At 47.5% G+C, this 20514-nt stretch carries 21 protein-coding genes; 6 read left to right on the top strand and 15 right to left on the bottom strand.

Features of this window, described 5'->3' with window-relative positions; translation table 11 throughout:
- Positions 1 to 126: 126 nt before the first annotated feature.
- A complete protein-coding gene (locus AC14M5_RS01540) occupies positions 127 to 753 on the top strand; it encodes a hypothetical protein (protein ID WP_484027860.1) in 627 nt (208 codons plus the stop codon).
- A 181-nt stretch (positions 754 to 934) separates the two neighbouring features.
- A complete protein-coding gene (locus AC14M5_RS01535) occupies positions 935 to 2995 on the top strand; it encodes a protein kinase domain-containing protein (protein WP_484027859.1) in 2061 nt (686 codons plus the stop codon).
- 1 nt (position 2996) lies between these two features.
- Here the strand turns inward: AC14M5_RS01535 and AC14M5_RS01530 are convergent, their stop codons facing one another.
- From AC14M5_RS01530 to AC14M5_RS01520, 3 genes are read right to left on the bottom strand one after another with little or no spacing between them, the layout of a single operon-like run.
- The gene (locus AC14M5_RS01530) at positions 2997 to 4076 is read right to left on the bottom strand and encodes a quinone-dependent dihydroorotate dehydrogenase (RefSeq protein ID WP_484027858.1); all 1080 of its coding nucleotides are present in this window, start codon (positions 4074 to 4076) and stop codon (positions 2997 to 2999) included.
- A complete protein-coding gene (locus tag AC14M5_RS01525) occupies positions 4077 to 4808 on the bottom strand; it encodes an alpha/beta fold hydrolase (RefSeq protein ID WP_484027857.1) in 732 nt (243 codons plus the stop codon).
- Positions 4809 to 4825: 17 nt separating this feature from the next.
- The gene (locus tag AC14M5_RS01520) at positions 4826 to 5290 is read right to left on the bottom strand and encodes a YdeI/OmpD-associated family protein (RefSeq protein ID WP_484027856.1); all 465 of its coding nucleotides are present in this window, start codon (positions 5288 to 5290) and stop codon (positions 4826 to 4828) included.
- Positions 5291 to 5378: 88 nt separating this feature from the next.
- On the opposite strand from AC14M5_RS01520, the gene AC14M5_RS01515 reads away from it, so the two are divergent.
- Together AC14M5_RS01515 and nadS are read left to right on the top strand one after the other, a co-directional pair.
- On the top strand, positions 5379 to 5696 hold the full coding sequence (locus tag AC14M5_RS01515) for a type II toxin-antitoxin system RelE/ParE family toxin (protein WP_484027855.1): 318 nt from the start codon (positions 5379 to 5381) through the stop codon (positions 5694 to 5696).
- Complete coding sequence (nadS, locus tag AC14M5_RS01510) at positions 5693 to 5998, top strand: NadS family protein (protein WP_484027854.1); 306 nt, start codon at positions 5693 to 5695, stop codon at positions 5996 to 5998. The genes AC14M5_RS01515 and nadS overlap by 4 nt, the downstream gene beginning before the upstream one ends.
- 44 nt (positions 5999 to 6042) lie before the next feature.
- On the opposite strand, the gene AC14M5_RS01505 is transcribed toward nadS, so the two are convergent.
- The 7 genes from AC14M5_RS01505 to AC14M5_RS01475 form a co-directional block, all read right to left on the bottom strand.
- Positions 6043 to 6483: a pyridoxamine 5'-phosphate oxidase family protein gene (locus tag AC14M5_RS01505; RefSeq protein WP_484027853.1), complete on the bottom strand. Its 441-nt coding sequence runs from the start codon at positions 6481 to 6483 to the stop codon at positions 6043 to 6045.
- The gene (locus AC14M5_RS01500) at positions 6480 to 6998 is read right to left on the bottom strand and encodes an SET domain-containing protein (RefSeq protein WP_484027852.1); all 519 of its coding nucleotides are present in this window, start codon (positions 6996 to 6998) and stop codon (positions 6480 to 6482) included. Before AC14M5_RS01500 ends, AC14M5_RS01505 begins: the two co-directional genes overlap by 4 nt.
- Positions 6999 to 7001: 3 nt before the next feature.
- Positions 7002 to 7625 (bottom strand): orotate phosphoribosyltransferase, encoded by a 624-nt coding sequence (gene pyrE, locus AC14M5_RS01495; RefSeq protein ID WP_484027851.1) that lies wholly within the window; start codon positions 7623 to 7625, stop codon positions 7002 to 7004.
- Between the two features lie 67 nt (positions 7626 to 7692).
- Entirely contained in the window at positions 7693 to 8535 is an 843-nt protein-coding gene (gene pyrF / locus AC14M5_RS01490) for an orotidine-5'-phosphate decarboxylase (protein WP_484027850.1), read from the bottom strand.
- A gap of 131 nt (positions 8536 to 8666) precedes the next feature.
- Positions 8667 to 12350, bottom strand: coding sequence for a lamin tail domain-containing protein (locus tag AC14M5_RS01485; protein WP_484027849.1), 3684 nt, complete (start codon positions 12348 to 12350; stop codon positions 8667 to 8669).
- A gap of 89 nt (positions 12351 to 12439) precedes the next feature.
- Positions 12440 to 12712: a stage V sporulation protein S gene (locus AC14M5_RS01480; RefSeq protein ID WP_484027848.1), complete on the bottom strand. Its 273-nt coding sequence runs from the start codon at positions 12710 to 12712 to the stop codon at positions 12440 to 12442.
- 514 nt (positions 12713 to 13226) lie between these two features.
- A complete protein-coding gene (locus tag AC14M5_RS01475; protein WP_484027847.1) occupies positions 13227 to 14321 on the bottom strand; it encodes an amidohydrolase family protein in 1095 nt (364 codons plus the stop codon).
- Positions 14322 to 14422: 101 nt separating this feature from the next.
- Between AC14M5_RS01475 and icd the strand changes: the two genes are divergently transcribed.
- Positions 14423 to 15967: an NADP-dependent isocitrate dehydrogenase gene (gene icd / locus AC14M5_RS01470; RefSeq protein WP_484027846.1), complete on the top strand. Its 1545-nt coding sequence runs from the start codon at positions 14423 to 14425 to the stop codon at positions 15965 to 15967.
- Between the two features lie 125 nt (positions 15968 to 16092).
- Positions 16093 to 17091 carry a hypothetical protein gene (locus AC14M5_RS01465; RefSeq protein ID WP_484027845.1) on the top strand — a complete coding sequence of 333 codons (999 nt, stop codon included), beginning with the start codon at positions 16093 to 16095 and terminating at the stop codon, positions 17089 to 17091.
- 54 nt (positions 17092 to 17145) lie between these two features.
- On the opposite strand, the gene AC14M5_RS01460 is transcribed toward AC14M5_RS01465, so the two are convergent.
- The 5 genes from AC14M5_RS01460 to AC14M5_RS01440 form a co-directional block, all read right to left on the bottom strand.
- Complete coding sequence (locus tag AC14M5_RS01460; RefSeq protein ID WP_484027844.1) at positions 17146 to 17481, bottom strand: FKBP-type peptidyl-prolyl cis-trans isomerase; 336 nt, start codon at positions 17479 to 17481, stop codon at positions 17146 to 17148.
- 46 nt (positions 17482 to 17527) lie between these two features.
- Positions 17528 to 17809, bottom strand: a complete 282-nt coding sequence (locus AC14M5_RS01455; protein ID WP_484027843.1) for a helix-turn-helix domain-containing protein — start codon at positions 17807 to 17809, stop codon at positions 17528 to 17530.
- Positions 17810 to 17813: 4 nt separating this feature from the next.
- Positions 17814 to 18170 (bottom strand): type II toxin-antitoxin system RelE/ParE family toxin, encoded by a 357-nt coding sequence (locus tag AC14M5_RS01450; protein ID WP_484027842.1) that lies wholly within the window; start codon positions 18168 to 18170, stop codon positions 17814 to 17816.
- Positions 18171 to 18266: 96 nt separating this feature from the next.
- Positions 18267 to 19664: a c-type cytochrome gene (locus AC14M5_RS01445; RefSeq protein WP_484027841.1), complete on the bottom strand. Its 1398-nt coding sequence runs from the start codon at positions 19662 to 19664 to the stop codon at positions 18267 to 18269.
- 103 nt (positions 19665 to 19767) lie between these two features.
- Positions 19768 to 20427 (bottom strand): cytochrome b, encoded by a 660-nt coding sequence (locus AC14M5_RS01440; protein WP_484027840.1) that lies wholly within the window; start codon positions 20425 to 20427, stop codon positions 19768 to 19770.
- Positions 20428 to 20514 lie beyond the last annotated feature (87 nt).

Raw genomic sequence — 20514 nt, 5'->3', positions numbered from 1 at the left:
CGGCCGATAGTGCAAAATACCAATTTGAACCGCTAAGCACGCAAACAGCGCGAAGTTTTTAAGGTTTTCTTAGCGGCTTTAGCGTGCTTCGCGGTAAAAAACTGACGATGTAGATATAATGCAACCATGCCCAAACTTACCCCAAAGATCATCCTCGAAGGCACACGCCTGACCTTCAAAACCGACATTGCTTTTGCGCTGAACGAACATCCGCGCATTGTAGGGCCGCGCAAATATAAATATCACTCTCCGCTAGTGTCTGGCGAATGGTGCGCATTCACCAACTTCCCCTGGGGGCGCGGGTTGATCAATTTTGAACCGCAGGAAGAATCACTTGCCATGGAAACCTATGCTACATGGGTGAAACTATTCGAACTGCAAAAATATTATTCATGGATCGTGGATCGCTTTCATCTATCCACGCGTATGTATCAGTTGAATACCTATAACAAGGATTACGATTTCCGCTGGTTGGAGGAAAAACTGCTTCCGCTTAACTTCCGCCTTGTTCTGTTGACACGCTCACCCGAATCATTTCAAACCGCGCGGGCTGAGAGGCTTAAAGTTTCCGGTAACCCAGCTCAATATGACGATCTAAACATCTTCATCAAAGAGCAAAAATTGATCCGCAGGCTTGCAAGTGAATCGATCCTGCCCAAGTTGGAAATCGATATTTCAGATAATCGCATTGAACCTGCCGTTGAAAAGATCGCAGATTGGATGGAAGCCACCGGCGGGCTTTATATATCATAAGAAACTGTTTCTTAAAGGCTTTTTGGACACGGACAAGACGGATCGCACAGAGTTTTTAAGAATTCCTTTGTGTACTTAGTGCCCTTCGTGTTAAGAAGATTTTTTCAGAAGACTCTTCCGTCCTATCATATTTGCAATAATTATTTCTTGCACTCGCAGATTTGGATAGTATACTTGCCACATGCAACCCGAGAAAATTGGCCGCTACGAGATCAAAGATGAATTGGGGCGTGGGGGTATGGCTACCGTTTATCGCGGATACGATCCGCGCTTTGAACGCGAGGTGGCCATCAAATTCCTGCCGCCCGAACTCGTTCACGCCGACCCGCAGTTCCGATTACGGTTTGAGCGCGAATCCAAGATCATCGCCCAATTGGAACATCCCTCCATTGTGCCGGTATATGATGTAGGCGAGGAAAATAACCAGCCTTATTTCGTTATGCGTTACATGAATGGGGGATCACTATCCGAGCGGATCAAAAGCGGGTTATTCAGTGTGGAAAACGCTGTCAAAATTCTGGAGCAAATCGCCCCAGGCATGGATGAAGCTCATGCCAGAGGCATCGTTCACAGAGATCTCAAGCCGGGCAATATATTATTCACAAATAAAGGCGTTCCCCTTATTTCCGATTTTGGGATAGCCAAATTTACACAAGGTGAAGCAGGCAGTGTGACCGGTAGCGCCATAATCGGCACACCGGCTTACATGGCTCCTGAGCAAGCCAGCGGGGAAAACGTTGATGGACGCACCGATATCTATGCCCTGGGCGTCATCCTATATGAAATGCTGACGGGCAAACAGCCCTACCATGCTGATACTCCCCTGGCCGTAGCGATCAAACACCTGACCGAGCCTGTCCCACGTATTCTGGAAGCAAACCCAACCCTGCCAGTCTGGATGGAAAAGGTCATTTCCACCAGTATGGCAAAAAACAGGGATGACCGCTTCTCAACTGCGGTTGAGATGGTGGAAACGATCAAGGCCTTCCTGCGTGGCGAAACCCCTACCTCAGTAGGGAAGCACGAGCATCCAACATTAAAAAGTTCGCCATATAACGAAACCTTTGTTTCAAAGAAAAGCCGTCGTGTTCCAGTAGCCCTCGTTGTAGCGGGGATATTCGTTGTAGGGCTGATCGGGATAGGAGTCGTTTTATTGGCCAGCAGCCTGCTTCCGTTTGGAGGAAATGAAGCACCGTCTGCAACACTCATCGCTGGCATCCCGCCAATCGAAACATCTGCACTAGTAATCGAAGCCACAGACACATCATCCATTCTTGAAACCGCTACCATAGCACCGACTGAAGCGTCTGTTTCATCGCTACCTGTCATCGGCGGCGGAGATAAGATCGCATTTTTGCGAAACAACGATATCTGGATCATGAACGTGGATGGCAGCGACCTGAAAGACATCACCAGTGATGGAGTGGCAAAGTTCAACCTGGAATGGCTGCCCGATGGCAAGACCCTGCTGTACATGGCTGGCAAAACCGTAAAGACCGTGGATATTGAAACCGAGCGTGAGGAGATCATCCTTAGCTTTGTTTCTGCGGAATATTTTGAATCCTTTCACGTATCTCCTGATGGCACACAGGCCGCTTTCAGCATGGCGCGTGAACTGTATGTGATTCCGTTTGATATTGAAATATTAAGGAATACCACCAAAAAGAGTGAACTGCTTGCGCTTGAAGGTTGTCTCTTTTATCAGGATCTTGCGGTAACAGACGCCCGATGGTCAGACGACGGACAAAAACTTGCCATCAAATATCTCGCACCCTCCAGCGGAGTCTTTGCAGACACTATTCGCATATTGGATATCCATCTTTGCAGTGAGGCCGAACCCACGCGCTTGGACGATTTCCCCGGTGCGCGCTTCGCATTCAGCGATGAGATCACCAGCTTTGATTGGGATGGCGACCTGCTCTTCTTTATGAACAGCAACCGCCGCAACGGTGGCTTTGGAGATATGGGTCTTTACAATACCTTCACCCATAAATTTGAAAAATTCGCACCCTTTGAAGGGAATTGCTGTTATCGCGATCCAACCTTCAGCCCGGATGGGACCTTCGTCATCTTCGCTTTTCAGGATATCCGCCTCGGCACAGAAAGCCCGATCAATTTATATCTTGAGCCTGTTGACGCGCTTTCATCCGCCCGCACTCTCACCCCCCTGCCTTTGCCCGATGGTTTTTTCACCCGCCGCAATGATGCTCCCATGCCGGCCATCCGCAGCGCACAGCAATAACTTATAGACCTTTCACGATCTCTTTAACCAACCCGGGGCCGCGATAGATCAGACCCGTATATATTTGTACCAGCGCCGCCCCCATCTCGAGGCGGCGTTTTGTATCTTCCGGACTCATGACTCCGCCCACGCTCACAATTGGAATTTCTCCATTCACGCGCTTGATCGTTTGACGAAGAACCGCTTCGCTCTTAACTGTCAGCGGACTGCCACTCAAGCCGCCTGATTCACGCTGATATTCTGACCTCAACCCATCACGTTCGAGAGTCGTATTCGTAACAATAATTCCATCCATCCCCGCGCGGATGATGGCTTCAATGGCCTCATCAAGTTCTGATTCGCTTAAGTCTGGCGCAAGCTTTACGAGAATGGGAATCCGCTTTTTATATTCAGTTTGTTCGATCAAACGTTGTTGATGCAATTGCGCAAGTAATTTTTCAAGAGCTTCGCGTCCTTGCAAATTGCGAAGCCCCACTGTATTCGGCGAGCTGACGTTGACAGTCAAATAATCCGCAAGGCCCGCAAAGTTTTGCAATAGGGCAAGATAATCAAATACTGCCTCTTCGTTGGGCGTATCCTTGTTCTTGCCCAGGTTCACGCCCAAAATAGTATTCCATTTTCGTTTGGTAATGCGTTGCCTGCGCGGTGAAAACCCGACCACCCGTTCGATCCAATTGACTCGCAGGTTGGGGTCCAATTGCATTTGTACAAACTCCGAGCCGCGACTTGGAAAGCCCATGCGGTTGATCACGGCTTCATCTTCCAGCAGGCGGAAAACGCGCGGGGACGGATTCCCAGCTTGAGGCTTGGGTGTGACCGTTCCAATTTCCACGTGACCAAAGCCCAAAGCGGAGAGTCCACGAATGGCAATACCATCTTTGTCATATCCCGCGGCCAACCCGATAGGGTTTTTGAAATCCAACCCAAAAACATGCATAGGCTTTGGCAGCGCTTTGAATTGCTGCGCAACAAGCCAACGCAAGGGAGCGATATTTCCTGTAATGCGTAATGCGTGAAGCGTGAGGGCGTGCGCGCGTTCAGGGTCGAGGCGAAAGAGGGTGGGGCGAAGAAGATGATACATTTATCTTGCCATCAATTTTTGTATCGCTTCAATAACAAGCTCGGGCTGATCGCGTTGGATGAAGTGTCCGCTTTTTTCAGCAATAACAAGAGTGCTGTTGGAGGAAAGCTTGAGAAGCTCACGTTGCAAATCCTGTTCGACTCGTTGGAGATCTGCGCTTGGCCAGACATCTGAGGCTTCGTCAGGCAGTCCGCGAGTTAAAACCACCAGCGGAAAATCAAATTGCATCCGCGCGTTCCGCACCTGCTCATCGGATTTGATGCGATCAAGAGTTTCGGAATTCCGCGCAGGGTCCACAAGATACGCACGGTTGCGCACGATCAACTCTTCGGATAGTACCTTCTCGAACGCGGAAGTCCGATCTTCGTGTGTCGCATCCACCAACACCATTCCAATAACATCTTCAGGGTGCTGGCTGGCAAACAAGCGGACTATCATGCCACCGAATGAATGCCCGACCAGAATATACGGAGGTGAAATATGTGCACCAGCCAAAAGTAATTTCAAATCGTCCACCATATCCTGGCAGGTGCGAGGCTTCGAGGCAGGGTCGCTTTGTCCGAGACCCGCGCGGTCATAACTGAATACATGGGTGTGTTCAGCAATGATTGGTTGAACTTTTACCCATATTTCGGATGTATCACCAAGCCCAGATTCGAAGATTACCGTTGGAGTACCAGAGCCTGTAGTAGCATAAAAAAGTTGTCGGTCACCAATGTTAAGTTTTGCCATTCTATTCTTCGCTGAAATTATCGCGATCTTTTACCCTTCTTCAACATCTCAATCGTTTTGAGGATGCGTGCCTGCCGCGTCTCGTCTCTTTTGGCTTCGTTGATCCACATCACATATTCACGCTGATGAGTATAGGCCAGCTTTTCAAAAAAGGCCTTTGCTTCCTTTTCAGTCTTGAATGCCTTCTTCAATTCTGGGGGGACTTCGATCACGCGCGGCTCGATATCTGGTTCCACTGTAATTTTCACTTCATCGCCGAAAGTTTTACCGATCTGCTCACGGATGCCTTTCAGAATGATCAGTATGTGATATTCCGTTCCCATGCGTGTCAATAAGCCGCGATACGGAACTCCCTCGATCATGGCTTTGACCTTTGGCTTCTTCGAGCCAAACGCCTCTTCCACATCGAATGGGACTTCCACGAAGGCGCCACCTCCGCCTGCGTTTTGGATGGTGGCTTTAAAGGTATGTTTTTTTGGCATAGAAACTCCTTAATAGATTCTATCGCTAAAATATTATCAATTAACAACTTGACCAAATATACGTCATTGGCGTATACTGTGTTTATCCATGCAATTCATCGAAACCAGCGTTTTTACACGTCAAGTCACTACTTTGCTTACAGACGACCAGTATAGTCAATTGCAAATAGCTTTATCCGCTCACCCGGACACGGGCGCGATCATTCCCCACAGCGGAGGCCTGAGAAAAATTCGCTGGTCCATGAGCGGGCGAGGAAAACGCGGCGGAGTGAGAGCGATTTATTATTGGGTCACTGCACAGGATCAGATTTTAATGCTTTTTATGTATCCGAAGAATGAAAAAGATGATCTTACAGCCCAACAGCTTAAGGTGCTACGTGAGATCGTGGAACAGGAGTTCAAATGAAAGACAAATCATTCAACGAACTGGTAGCAAGTGTCCGTGAAGGCGGGCGGATCCTGCGAGGTAAGACCAAACCATCGCGCACATTTGTGATCAAGTCACCCAACGTGAAAAAGATTCGCATGGGGTACAAACTTTCACAAAATGAATTTGCAGCCTTGATGGGCATCAGCGTTAAGACACTGCAAAATTGGGAGCAAGGTCGCCGTGAACCAGAGGGCGCCGCGCGAGTATTACTGCAAGTTGCGGCAAAACACCCAGAAGTGATTTGGGATGTGGTGCAGGTGAAATCTACAGCAGCTTAATCCAGAACTCGGAGATTTGTAAAATCTCCGAGTTCTCTTTATTTCTATGCATCAACTTTCCAACGTTTGTGAACTGACTCTCCATCTTTATATTCTGTCATTACAACACTTTCGATATCAAATTCAAAAAGGACGTATCGCTCGGCAGGTTTATAAGGTGAGATGCGTACAGCCAGCGCTCGTAACTCAGGGTCTTCGATAAACTTCGCCCTGCCCGTGACGATAAATTCGCCGCTCTCACCGCTCGTATCCTTCATCGAACAATGAACGGCAAAGCGCCCATCGCGGCGCAGGTCATTTCCTTTTGGTGATGTAGGTTCCATAAAAACAAAGAAGTGACCTTCGCCAATGATCGGTGTGAAAGGATGCACCCGCGGCGAGCCATCCTTGCGAACTGTGGCAAGATAGGCGACCTTGTTATGCAGGCGCGCTTTTCCAAATTCTGCGATGTTAGGGGATTGGGATTCTAATATGCTCCAGCTCATTTCAAACCCTTTTCCTTTGCCAATAATTCCTGAATCTTTTCCTTGTATTCTTCAATATACCAATCATCCAATAACGGCAAATACTCCACTTGAAGGGCATATGGCAAATGGAAGAAATCCGAGTGGATGGTCTTTTTGCAGCGGATACTTCCACAATTACATTCCCATAGTGTATCCCCAAACCCATTGATGCAATAATCGTACGTAACCTCCTCTCCAACGGAAATTGATCGGAGTGCAAACACATGGCGGACTCCAAGAATAGTCCTGACAAAAGTATTCGGATCGCAACTGTGATTAATATGTCGTTCTGGAAACTGCATGAGCATGACTTCTCCGCCCGCTAAATAATCACAGTGATAATCAAATTCGCCTTTGGATTCATCCAGTGGAAATTCAGGTATAACAATGCGCGAATCATCGATTGCCAATATTTCCTCCCCCTTTGAAATGTCTTTCAACGAAAACACACCCAGCCCATTGATGAGCGATTCTTTGACAACTACTTTTGACATCGCTTATCCACTCTGCTTCAAGAAAACACGGGTCGCCTCGATCTTATCCTTCTCCACTTTCCCATTGCTTTCCCAATAATCCAGCAAAGCGGATATAGTCAACACTGCGTGCATGGAATACCCTGCCTGCTCCAGCGACTCTTTCGCTCCTGATTGCCGATCCACCAACACAACCACATCTTTCACGATCAACCCTGCGCCTGTCAGTTTTTCGATGGCTTCAAATTTGCTTCCGCCTGTTGTAGCAAGATCGTCAATGATGAGAGCAATCTCGCCTGCATGATATTCACCTTCGATATCAGCTTTTGTGCCATAGGCTTTGGCTTCCTTGCGCGGATAGATCATCGGGTAATTTCCCGCAAGACTGATCGCTGTTGCAATGGGAATGGCTGCATAAGGCAAGCCCGCGATGCGAGAGAATTGGAGATTGGAGATTATGGGAAGGTAAGCTTTCGCAACATCTGCCAGCAATTTTGGGTGAGAGATGATCTGGCGCAAGTCAATGTAAATGGGTGATTTAAGCCCAGACTTGAGGGTGAAGTCACCGAATTTGATACAGCCAGCGGAGAGGAGGTCATCGGCTAAGTTCGATAATTCGTGATTCGTAATTCGTAATTTGTCTGCCATGGTTACATCCTTCTTGCCGCCAAGCATAGAATAGTCTAAAGAATATTTTTTGTTTTTCTTTGCGACATTAGCGTCCTTCGCGGTTCAACTGCATTTTGATTTCTAAAATTTGATCTCGTATCTCCGCCGCAGCTTGGCCGGGATTATCCGCACGGGAGATGGCGCGCGATACAGGGAGCAACAATCCTTTGCCGTCTTTGCGCAGGCCGGACTTGAGCGCCAGTTCCAATTCGCCTCCTTGAGCACCAACGCCGGGCGAGAGAAACCATAAGTCAGGTGCGGCGGCGCGGATCATTTCCATGATCTGCGGATGTGTTGCGCCAACCACGATGCCGATGTTTTTGTTCACGTTCCATTCCTGAGCCATATACGCCACATAAAGATACAAAGGCATGGGGCTGTCTGAACCCGATGGCAGGACGAGCAAATTCTGCAAGTCCATTGAGCCTGCGTTGGATGTTTTGCAAAGCAGGAAAACGCCTTTTTCTGGATTCTGGATGAATGGCTCTATTGAGTCTCTGCCAAGGTATGGATTCAAAGTGATGCCATCCACGCCGAGCGATTCAAAAGCGGATTGGGCATAGGCTTCCGCCGTGGATGCAATGTCACCACGCTTCGCATCCAGGATGATGGGGATGCGTGAACCCATTCGGGCTGATTCTTCGTTGATGGCTTCGATCACAGTCTTCAATGCCGTCCAACCTTCTGCGCCGAAGACTTCAAAGAAGGCAGCGTTGGGTTTGAATGCCGCAGCGTAGGGAGCGGTCTGCTTGACCAGAGTCAGGCAGAAGTCCAGTGCGGAGGCGGCGGTGGGCTCTTTTAAGTCGGGGATGTGAGGGTCGAGCCCAATGCACAAAAGGGAGGATGAGTCATCGACTCGTTTTTCCAAGAAAGAGAAGAAGGTTTCCATGTGTTCCTTATACTACAAAAAACAATGTCGCTGCGAGGCGCTTTTGTTCCTTGCCGAAGCAGTCTCCTAATAATATGGGATTGCTTCGTCGGGAAGAACAAAAGCCCTCCTCGCAACGACATATACCCGACCTACTTGATGAATGTTTCCCACTTACTCAAATTCTGTGGAATGATTCGAGTGCCGAGCCAGCCGCTCTCATCCCAATAAAAGGCGTTCCAAATATTTGCTCCATAACCATGACATTCTGCCAGCAGGAATTCTTCGGGGAGGGTATCGGGCAATTCGCAGACAGATGATTCATAACCACCCCCCGGCATGGATGGCGCAACACCTTCGCGCGTGTTGGTGAGGTTGGGCGTGGGGATGCAATCATCATACCATCCGCCAAAGACATTGCCATCGGGCAAACGGCAAATGGACAGGTCTTCATACTTTGCGATGGAGTAAGTGTAAGCGTCGTATATCTTTCCGTTGGTTGGGTGAATGAGCCGCACGGTGTCGCCTCCATCACTGAGCAGGATGTTGGTTTCCAACCCATAGAAGACAACGCGTTGACCGGGTTTCAAGATGACGCTCGGTATTATGTATGGTTCTGACCCTGTATCTTCCTCGTCATCCAGCACCCAGCCTGACAAATTAATATCAATGGCTGTAAGATTCTTGATCTCGATGAATTCATCAAAGACATCCACGCGACCATCCTGGTTCCAATCGAAGCCGGGGCGGGGCAATATCTCATTGATGATGGGACGGGGGTCGATCACAACCGCCGCAGGGATTGGGGTACTGGTGGGAATCGGGGTTACTGTGGCTACCGGGGTTGAAGAACTACTGCCAGTTGAATTCCCATTCCTTGGAGTTCCCAAAATATTGCCGCCAATTTCATTCTTTCCGTTTTTCTTAACGCCAGTATTCGTTACCCATGAACTGTCGCTTTCGGTGGTTCCAGATATTCTTTCCATGCTGCCGAAGGTGGAGGAACTGCCTGCCGGCCAACCGCCGCCGTTCCCATTGGCAGTATCAATGAAACTTCCTGAGTTATCGCGCAGGGTAAGCACTTCTCCACTAACCAAAAGTATGCCGGTATAGATTTGGTCTGCGGTTATATCGGAAACAGTAAGATTATCACCACGTTCGAGGAGAAAAAAACCGCCGGCTGAAATCGTGCCAGACAAAGTAATATTGATAGATGCGGATGTCAGAGTCCAACCCGTAATATTTATGGACGCGCTGCTCGGATTATACAATTCCAACCATTGATCGTTCTGCAAAGCAGAAGTTGATCCAGTCCCAGCCCATGCAACTTCATTAATGAGAATCGACCTGTAAGAGGTGATTGTGGCGCTGGCATCATCATCTTCTGTGGTTGAGCTATTTCCAGGGGTTGAGTCAGGGTCGGTTACATCAGATTTCCATACCTCCGCCCAGTTCGTCTTCATTCCAACCGTCGTTACTTTTGCAGTGATATTCAAAACCTTGCTTTCGCCACTGAGCACTGTGCCAATCGTCCAAATCCCGGTACTGCTGGAATAACTGGTTCCTGAGGTGCTCGTATAGGACACATAAGTTAAACCTGTAGGCAACACATCTTTCACTTGCACATTCGTAGTTTCACCAGCTCCCAGGTTGTTTAGGGTGACCGTAAAAATTACATTGGTATTTAGATCCGGGTTCACATTGTTCACCGACTGGGTCAAGAATAGATCGGCTGACGGAGCGCTGGCATCATCATCTTCCGTCTTCGAGCCATTATTGGGAACGGAGTCTATGTCAACCTGATCAGAGGCTGACACCTCCACCCAATTTACTGAAAGCGAACCTGAAGTAGTTGTGGTAATCGTCAGGGTTGCAGTTACGCCATCCGCCAGTGCTCCCACATCCCATATGCCAGTGCCATTGTTATAAGACCCTTGGGTTTCTCCATCTGAAACAAATGTATAAGTTGATGTCAACGTGGGCAATGATGTTTTAACCTTCACGCCGCTTGCACCATCCGGGCCTGAATTGGTGACTTTAATTGTAAAAATAGCGCTACTTGGGGCAATATCTACAGTTTCTGTAAGACTCAAGTCTACAATAGGAACTTCTACGCTGTCGTTGTCATCTTCCCCATTATCACCATTTCCCGGCGTGGAGTCTGGGTCAAATTGGTCTGACACCCATACTTCTGCAAAATTATTTGTGGATGTTCCACTGGATGAAACTTTTACTGTGATATTCAAAAATGCACTTGCGCCATTTGAAATGCCGTCGATTGTCCAAATGCCCGTGCTGCTGGAATATGTAGTACCAGATGTGCTTGTATATGATACGAATGTTAAACCTGAAGGTAGGATATCCTTCACATCTACTGCGGTAGCATCATACGGTCCATCGTTGTAAACTTTGATGGGTAACACAACTTGATCTGCTGTACTTGTGCTGATAACCACTGGTTCATGTACCAGTCGCAAATCCGACTCTCCCCCGACTGGATTGACACTGCTAGAAGCTGAGCTATTAGCAAATTCATTGGAAGATACATCTGCCACATATGTCTTCAAGCCGTTAGACATCACTGTGGCGGTAACGATTAATGTTGCGCTCGCGCCAGTTGTAAGATTGCCAATAGTCCAAATACCTGAACTGCTATTGTATATAGTGCCTGGGGTGGCAGAATGTGAGATGTAGTTCAGCCCAACCGGTAACAGAGCGTCAACTTCTACCCCTGTTGCAGCCGTATTCGGATTGCTCACCGAAATTGTGAACGCAACATTCGTTCCTATATTTGGGGTTGGATCGCTCACAGTATTTGTGATGTCCAATATGGGTAGCCCAACCTTTATAGAGTCATCATCATCTTCGGTTGTGGAGCTATTTCCAACAGCTGAGTCAGGGTCAAGCTGGTCGCTTGTCCATACCTCTGCCATATTTGTAATGATCCCACTGCCTGTCACCGATACAGTAATATCTAAGGTCTCGCTTGCTCCAGTTGGCAATGAACCAACTGTCCAGGTATCTGAAGCTTCATTGTATGCCCCAACACTACTAACATATGAAACAAATGTTAATCCCACAGGTAGATCGTCCTTCACAGAAACATTTGTAGCCGTGCCATAACCCATGTTCCTTACTGTAATGGTGAAAGTAGCCGTAAAAGGCGGTGTATTACCAACGATATCCTTCATTTTTATTGACAGTGCAAGGTCAATTTTTGAATTGTGGGGTGTCCCATTGATTGGGGTGATACCATCTGATGCTAAGCCATTACGCGTAACGCCATTATTTGAAGCCCATGATGCAACATCATCCGCTAGAAAACCGATTCTTTCCATACTATAGTAATCTGGAGAACCCGAACCAGCATACCAACAACCACTGCATCCCGAGTTTGCGGTATCAATTGTAGTCGCCCCCTGGCGTAGTGTCAGTATCTCACTGGTATTCCCCAAAGTGCCTGTATAAGTTTGATCTGCTGTAATATCAGAAATCGGTGCATCAAGACTACTCTCAAGTAAATAATATCCATTTGCAGGGATTATTTTTCCTGGTGATATAGTAATACTGGGAGTGCCATCAGAAGATATCAAAGTCCAGCTTGATATATCAATAGCTGAACTAGTGGTGTTATATAGTTCAATCCATTCATGAGATGAATTTGCTGCGGTCCCGCCCCATGCTACTTCACTGATAATTACATCTAATGCGCTTGCCATCATTGGTGCCGCACTCACGGATTCACTCACCATCGTAGGTGCGGAAAGCCCTGTCAGCAGAACTATCAGCGTGACGAGAAGTAATATTACACGTGGAAAACCATTCCATTTTTGCATGGGAAGAATGCGAAGATTATACGCCACCCTGGTCTCGCTTGTCGAATAAATTAAGGTGACAGCATCCCCCAATGCAAGTGTCACCTTAATTACGGATTCGGAATACGAGGTTCAATCACCATCCTGATTGCGGTGCGAACCTTATCCTCAATTTCCACATCCACGAATTCAGGGACACACACTACGTCAATCCCATCATTCTTGAGATAACTGGTGGCAAGCACCAAAGCTTTGACGGCCTGGTTCACGGCGCCCGCTCCAATGGCTTGCACTTCTGCCCGTTTATGCTCGCGGATCACGCCTGCGATGGCCCCGGCGACTGCGGAGGTACGGGAGTTGGCTGAAACTTTGATCATATCCATGGCAACCTCCCAAGGTTGGCAAAGTGGGGACAAACTGTCTTAATAGGATTGTACAGGATTCACTTAATAGATTCAAGAAGTATATATATATAATTATGATTTAGTAATATTAGTAGGGGGTGTGGATAATGTGGATAAAACTGATTCATCACCACTTGTGGGGGGGCCCGCTTTGCCTCCCACCACGCCTAAGCCTGATTCAATTTTCAGGCATGATCATGGCTGTGGAGGGATTCTGAATAACTTATCCACATCGCCTGCGGATAAGTTATTGTTTTAGAGAGTCATCCATATTTCGGTATTTAAAAAAACTACCCCCCATATATGGCGGTCTCATTTTTTAAGTTGTCAGACCACTTTTCTGGAAATTGCCCCTATTGTCCACAGGGTGAGGCAGTTTTCCACAGTTTAGAGGCAGTTATCCACAGATTTTGGATGTTGAAAAACTTATTGTCTGAACAAATCCACCCAAATATGGCCTACGGATGGGATATTTCGGATAGCAATTGCATTTTTATCCCCTCACATTCTTTCCATATCCAGCTTCTACCAATATTTTGCCATCTTCAAAAGCGGTTCTGCCGCGTAAGACGACTTTACGTACCTTGCCCTTCACCTTCCAACCCTCGAACGGAGTCCAGCCGCAGCGAGTAAATTGTTCAGAAGCCTTGATCTCATATGCTGCATTCTCATCCACTTCGATCCAGGTTTCAGCTTGATCAGGCAGATTGAATATTTTTTTAGGATTGGTGTGCATTTTTTCAATGAGATCGGGAATCGTGAGTCGGGATTCGGAAACAGCGGTTAAGAGCAGAGGGAGTGCAGTTTCCAGTCCAGGGAATCCAGGTGGCGGATTATCTGAATCTTTTTCTTCGATCGTATGCGGGGCATGGTCGGTGGCGAAGCAATCGATCACATCCATGTTTTCCCATAGGCTATCCACATCTTTTTTCGTCGCCAAACGTGGGCGGACTTCTTTTCTACCCCCTCCCTTACCCTCCCCCAAATTCGCAGAATTTGGGGGAGGGTTGGGTGGGGGCAGGTCTTCATTACTCAAGAAGAGATGATGCGGGCAGACTTCGCAGGTCACCTTGATTCCTTTTTCCTTGGCGGCCTTGATGAGCAGGATCTCTTCTTTTAATGAAACATGTGCGATATGAAGTGGGCGGTCATAAATGGCAGCGAATAAAATAGCTGCCGCCATGGTTCTGCTTTCACTATGCGCCACGATGGGATATTGCTTCGGAAAGTTTTCAAAATGCGGCATCCAGAGAGTCATGTCATCCAGGCGCAGTTCGCCGAAAGTTGAGTCAAGGTACATCTTTAGCCCGGCAGCTTTCGGCGCGAGCGAAGAGGCAATCTGCGCGTTATCAGGACCTGCGCCAATGAATTGGGCATAGTCACAACGCGCTTTTTGTTTTGCAGCATTTAGAGCCAGGTCGAGGGTCGTGTTATCGAATATCGGAGGTTTTGTATTCGGCATGGCCAGCACCATCGTAAATCCGCCTGCCAGTGCGGCGCAGGTGCCGGAGTCATAATCTTCTTTATGTGTTGCGCCAGGCTCGCGCAAATGGACGTGGGGATCGATCAGGCCGGGGAGTTTGAGCATGAGCGCAGTATAACAAAGGTTAAGAGCATCGTCACTTAGTTCAAAATATCACGGGTGATATAATCCAGCAAATATTTCCAAAAAAATCAAAAGAGGTTAGCATGACATATGTAAATGTTAAAGTCCCCGCAGGCGGGGCAAAGATTTCAATTCAAAATGGGAAGTTGAATGTTCCCGATAATCCGATCATCCCTTTCGTGGAAGGTGATGGTACGGGACGCGACATCTGGCGCGCTTCGGTGCGTGTGTTCGATGCGGCGGTGGAAAAGGCGTATGGTGGGAAACGCAAGATCCATTGGATGGAAGTGTACGCGGGCGAGAAGCCGTTCAAGATGTTCCAGAGCTGGCTGCCCGATGAAACCACTGAGGCGTTCAAGGAATTTATCGTTGGCATCAAGGGCCCGCTTACCACTCCAATTGGCGGCGGCATCCGTTCGTTGAATGTTACGCTTCGTAAACTGTTGGATTTATACGTATGCCAGCGCCCCGTGCGTTGGTATCAAGGTGTACCTTCCCCTGTGAAGCACCCTGAATATGTAGACATGGTCATCTTCCGCGAGAACACCGAAGATATTTATACCGGTATCGAATTCCAATATGGTACGGAAGAAAACAAGAAATTCAAAGACTTGTTCAAGGAAGCCTTCCCGAAGGAATATGCCAAGATGCGCTTCCCTGACACGGCGGGTATTGGCATCAAACCTGTTTCTGTGGAAGGTACCGAAAGACTCATCCGCGCCGCAATCCAATGGTCGTTGGATAACAAACGCAAGAGCGTGAACTTTGTCCACAAGGGCAACATCATGAAGTTCACTGAAGGCGCGTTCAAGGATTGGGGTTATAACCTTGCCAAACGCGAGTTCCGAGACAAGATCGTCACCGAGCGCGAGACTTGGATCCTTGGCAATAAGGAAGCCAACAAGAATCTAAGCGTGGAAGAAAACGCCAAGATGATCGACCCCGGTTTCGAGATGATGAGCCCTGCCCAGCAGAACGATATCAAAAGTGAAGTGGAAGAAGCCCTCAAGTTGTGGAATACACATGGCGACGGCAAGTGGAAGAAGATGCTACTTATCAAAGATTCGATTGCTGACGTGAGCCTGCAATTCACCCTCATCCGCGCCCGTGATTATGATGTGATCGCTACTTTGAATCTAAACGGTGATTACCTCTCCGACGCTTTGGCCGCGCAGGTCGGTGGTATCGGCATTGCGCCCGGAGCGAATATCAACTATGAGACCGGTCACGCCATTTTTGAAGCGACTCACGGCACCGCGCCAAAATATGCTGACTTGGACAAGGTCAACCCAGGCTCGGTCATCCTTTCTGGTGAGATGATGCTGCGTTACATGGGCTGGGGCGAAGCTGCCGATTTGATCGTCAAAGGCATGGAAGGCGCTGTGGCGGCCAAAACCGTGACATATGACTTTGCCCGTCTCATGGACGGCGCGAAGGAGATCAAGTGCTCCGAATTTGGTGATGCGATCATCAACTGGATGGACAAGACTCCGCCAGTTGCAAAAGTCGCTGCGCCTGCAAAGAAGGCAGCTGCGAAGAAAGTTGCAACGAAGAAGGCCACACCAAAGAAGAAAGTTGCTGCCAAGAAGACTGTCAAGAAAACGGCAAAGAAGAAACCTAGGAAGTAAGAACTGAAAACAGCAACTCTTAGCAATTAGTGAGCCCCTCTTTCGGAAATGAGAGAGGGGTTTGTGCTAGAATCGGATAATCTGTAAATAAAAACTAGCAATTGTTTTTTAGGAAGATAAGAGTTATGGCACAAATAATTCGAGCAGTTGTTGCTACAACACATATTGACAAACAAAATATGAAAATAACTCGCGAAGCTCTTGAGCACGCTGCCGAGTCCATCAACAATGGAGATAAACCATTGTTTGGCACTGATCATGATGTTACTTTACCTCCAAAGGGAAAAGTAATATCGGCGACAGTTGAGATGCGAGAAGATGGTGAATACCAATTGATTACAGAAACTGAAGTCTTTGAGAAAATTGAAGAACTCAGTTTAGGCGATGGGATAATACTCTTAAAACAAGAAAGTGAAATTGACAAAAGCCCATTTAATGAAAGATATGAAAAACAGAAAACAAACGACTATGAAATATCTTTTGATGTAGTTAACTTTGAAGATTACAATGATGCTAAGCAAATGTTCAATGAAATTCGATCTGAATCTAATGTTGAATTTGAAACATCTATATTTGGTCGAAAAGCTGCTGTGCCAGATCCAGAGATAATAATTAAACTTTCACAGACAATCGTTGGATATCTGCTCGCAAAAGATATAGTTAAGAAATTTGCAGAGAAAGTTGTTGAAAAAAGTGGAGATGTTTTTGCAGAAGATCTTGCCAAGTTTTATAGTTTCCTAAAGATCACAATCATAAAGTATGTTAAATATGCACATCCAAAGAGTCGTCCTGTAACTTATATATTTGTCGTGCCCACTAATCCATTAATTGAGTTTGTGGCTCGTACAAGTGATCCTAATACAGTAATTTCAGCCTTAGTTTTAGAGAGGCTAGAGCCAGCCATTGAACATGCTGAACATTTTGGACAAGTGCTCAATGCAACCAAGCTACAATACCTTTTGAATGACAACGGCGAATGGGAATTTAATTATTTATTAACCTCTACGGGTGGAATAATTGGAACAGAAAAGGCTTTTTCAAACCGATCCCAGAAGGTAAAAATGATGATAGATATTGCGAATAAGAAGAAAGGCAAAAAAAGTAGAAAGAAAAATAAATCCTGAAATTAAATTCTTAGAACAAAAAGGTCGGGACCTTGAAAGTCCCGACCTTTTTGTTTAAGCCACTGAAATCAATTCAACGTCAAAGACGAGTGTGGCATTCGGCGGGATGACTCCGCCTGCGCCGCGTTCGCCGTAGGCCAGATCAGGCGGAATGATGAGTTGCGCCTTGCCGCCGACTTTCATCAGGGCAATGCCTTCATCCCAGCCTTTGATCACGTTGCCGCGGCCCAATTGGAAGGTGATTGGCTCGCCCCGAGTAACGGAGCTGTCAAAGACCTTGCCATCCTGAAACTTGCCTGTGTAATGCACGCTGACAGATTTACCGGCCTCAGCCTGAGTGCCGGTGCCAGCTTCCATTTCAATGTATTCCAATCCACTTATTGTTTTCATGGTTCTCCAGTTTGAAAATTTGGGTTTAGGGAAACGTTTTACTTGTTTATGCCAATTCGACTTTGAGTGTTTTTCCCAAAGCAGAAGCAGCACGTTCCAGCGTGAATAGCGTTACCGATGCATTGGTTGGGTCAAGCAGGCGTTCTAATGCGGCGCGGCTGGTTTTCATACGATTTGCCATTTCAGTTTTTGTAAGTTTGCGGCGTTTCATTTCCTGTGCAATCTGGTATGCAACCACCCGTTTAATTGCGGCAGCATTCACTTCATCATATATTTTTTCTTCTCGCAGGAAGTCGTCAAAGTTACTTCCAATATGTTTGCTTCTCATGTCGTTACTCCTTCTCTATGTCCGACAATCTGCGGCGGGCAGTATTTAAATCATCCTTTGGTGTCCTTTGTGATTTCTTAACAAAGCCGTGTAATAAAATCATCATTGTTCCTTTAACTGTGAAAATCACCCGCGCAATCCCAAAACTTATCTTTGATCGAACTTCCCAAAGATTTCGCTCCAGTTTTCGTATCAATGGCATTCCCAATGGCCAGCCATATTGCGCTGTCTTAATATCTTCACCAATATTTTTGCGATCTTCACGCGGCAGGTCTTTTAGCCACTCACGAACAGGTTCATTACCAGACTCTGTGCGGTAAAAGACAACATCCAAAATTGGTTCTTCTTTATCTCCATCCATGCAACAAGTGTACCATAAATGATACATATGTCAATACTTAAAAAAATAAGATGGTCATCTGCAAAGTCGATGACCATCTTATTTATGCAAATTAGATTACGGCATTGGTGTCGTTGCAGGCGTTGGCACTATGGATAGCGCTCCCGCTTCCTCTGCCGTTTGCGGCATGCCGTTCATGATCCAGCGGATGAAGACATCGATCACATTTGGTTTCAAGGCGCGGGTGGGCGGCATGACTGCGATCAGTTCCTCATCAGGTTTCTCCGGATTCATGATAGCGTGTTCCTGAATGACTTGCAGGAGATAACTGTTTTCATCCCCGGCAATGATGTTGTTGGCAACGTTGTCGCCGGTGGTGAGAATTTCCTCGTAGCTTGTCATCAGGTAATTATTATTTTCCTTGCCAGCACGGTGACAGGAGACACAATAGCGTTTGACGATTGGTTGGATGTGCACATCATAGGATGGTACCTCTCCATCTGCAAGCGGCGGGAATAAAGGCTTGAGTGCTTCTTCTGGAATTTCAAATCTATCATCCCACATATAACGCATGAACACTGTGATGTAATCCATCTCACTCTTGGAGAGTTCGCCTCCGTATGTTTTTCCGAACGGAGGCATACCCGCATTCGGACGTCCATAAGCGATGACTTCACCCATGGCGGAGTCTGTGATGGTGTAGAGCACATCACGGCTGTTGATCGGGGTGATCTCTTCGCCTTCGAGTCCTTCCACGCCTTCGATGACCGCGATGGAACCATCATCACCGTGGCATTCTGTGCAATGGACAGAGTACAGGTCCTGCCCCGCGAAGATCTGGTCAACCAACGTGACGGCGACTTCCGTCTCTTCGGCTTTCTTTTCGGGGGCGAGCGCAAGCACCGTCCCTGAGATGAGGATCATCGAAATGGCGGCCAGGCTTGTCGTCCAGAGCATGAGGCGGGTGTTCGATTTGAAGAAGACAAATAAGATGTAAGCGGTCAGGGGGATGAAAATCCCAATAATGGTTTGCAGAGTCCCAAGCAAGGTCGAGCCATCTTCGGAAACGGTAGGGACTTCGGACATTAACGTCAACAACACAATACCTGTTACCATGATGGTCATGATCGAAATCGGCAATACGCGCTTGCTGTAATATCGGTTTGGATTCTTCTCAATGAATGGCATTAGAGTCAGCACGCCGATGGCAATGCCAGGGATGAGAACGGTTGCGATCCATTCGATCTTGCCGATGACGGGGAGCTGCCCATAGAGTGCGAGGAATTTAAAGAGGAAGAGAAAATACCATTCGGGGCGCGGGATGTAAGATGTGTCGCTTGGGTCGGCTTTGGGCTCGGCGGGAATGCCAATAAAAGATGCGAGCAGGATCAAAAGTAGAAAGATACCCAGCGATACAATCAAGTCTCTGAAGATGGTATCGGGCCAGAAGCGTTCGCCTTTATTGAGCTCGCGTTCGTATCTTTTATTGATTTTCTTTTTTGTTTCGTCGTTCATAATGACTCCACCGTCATTGCGAAGGTGTTCTTTGCCTGAGGCAATCTCCATCATAGTATCGGAGATTGCTTCGTCGCTCCGCTCCTCGCAATGACGAAAAGGGTTAGTCTTCCCTGGTTGGAAAGTGCGACTCGCCGTGTTTGATGATGAGGTACAGATGTGCGCCCATCAAACCTACGAGAGCAGCGGGGATGATCCAGATATGTGCGGAGAAAAAACGCTGCAAGGTCAGGGCGCTGAGTTCTGGTCCGCCGCGCAGGGCTTTGAGGATGAACTCGCCCAGGAAGGGAACCGTCCCTGCAATTTGTGTGCCGACGGTGGTTGCCCAATAGGCTTTTTGATTCCATGGGAGCAGGTAACCTGTGAAGCCCATGCCGAGGGTGGTAAGGAAAAGTCCGATGCCGATCAGCCAGGTCAATTCACGTGGATATTTAAACGAAGCGGTATAAAACACGCGCAACATGTGGATGAAGACCACGATCACCATTAAGGTTGCGCCCCAGTGATGGATACCGCGGATCAGCCAACCAAATGCCACACCTTCCATGATGTATTGCACAGAGTCGTAGGCATGATCTGGAGATGGGGTGTAATAAACGGTGAGGAAGATACCCGTCAGTCCCTGCATGATGAAAAGGAACATACTGGCCGAACCAAGCGTATTCCACCATGTTGTTTTCGGTTCGGGGCGGTCAAGCAGGTTGGTGTACATGTCGTTGAGGCCGAGGCGCTCATCGAGCCATAAATAAATGTTATTCCACATAGATTTGCTCCAGGACTTGTCACCCTGAGCGACAGCGAAGGGTCTCTACTCCAAAATACGAGATGCTCACCGCACTGCGCGCGGCGC

This window comes from Candidatus Villigracilis sp., assembly GCF_057083605.1.
Note: the sequence above shows the minus strand (reverse complement) of the source record. Positions and strands in the feature narration are given on the sequence as shown.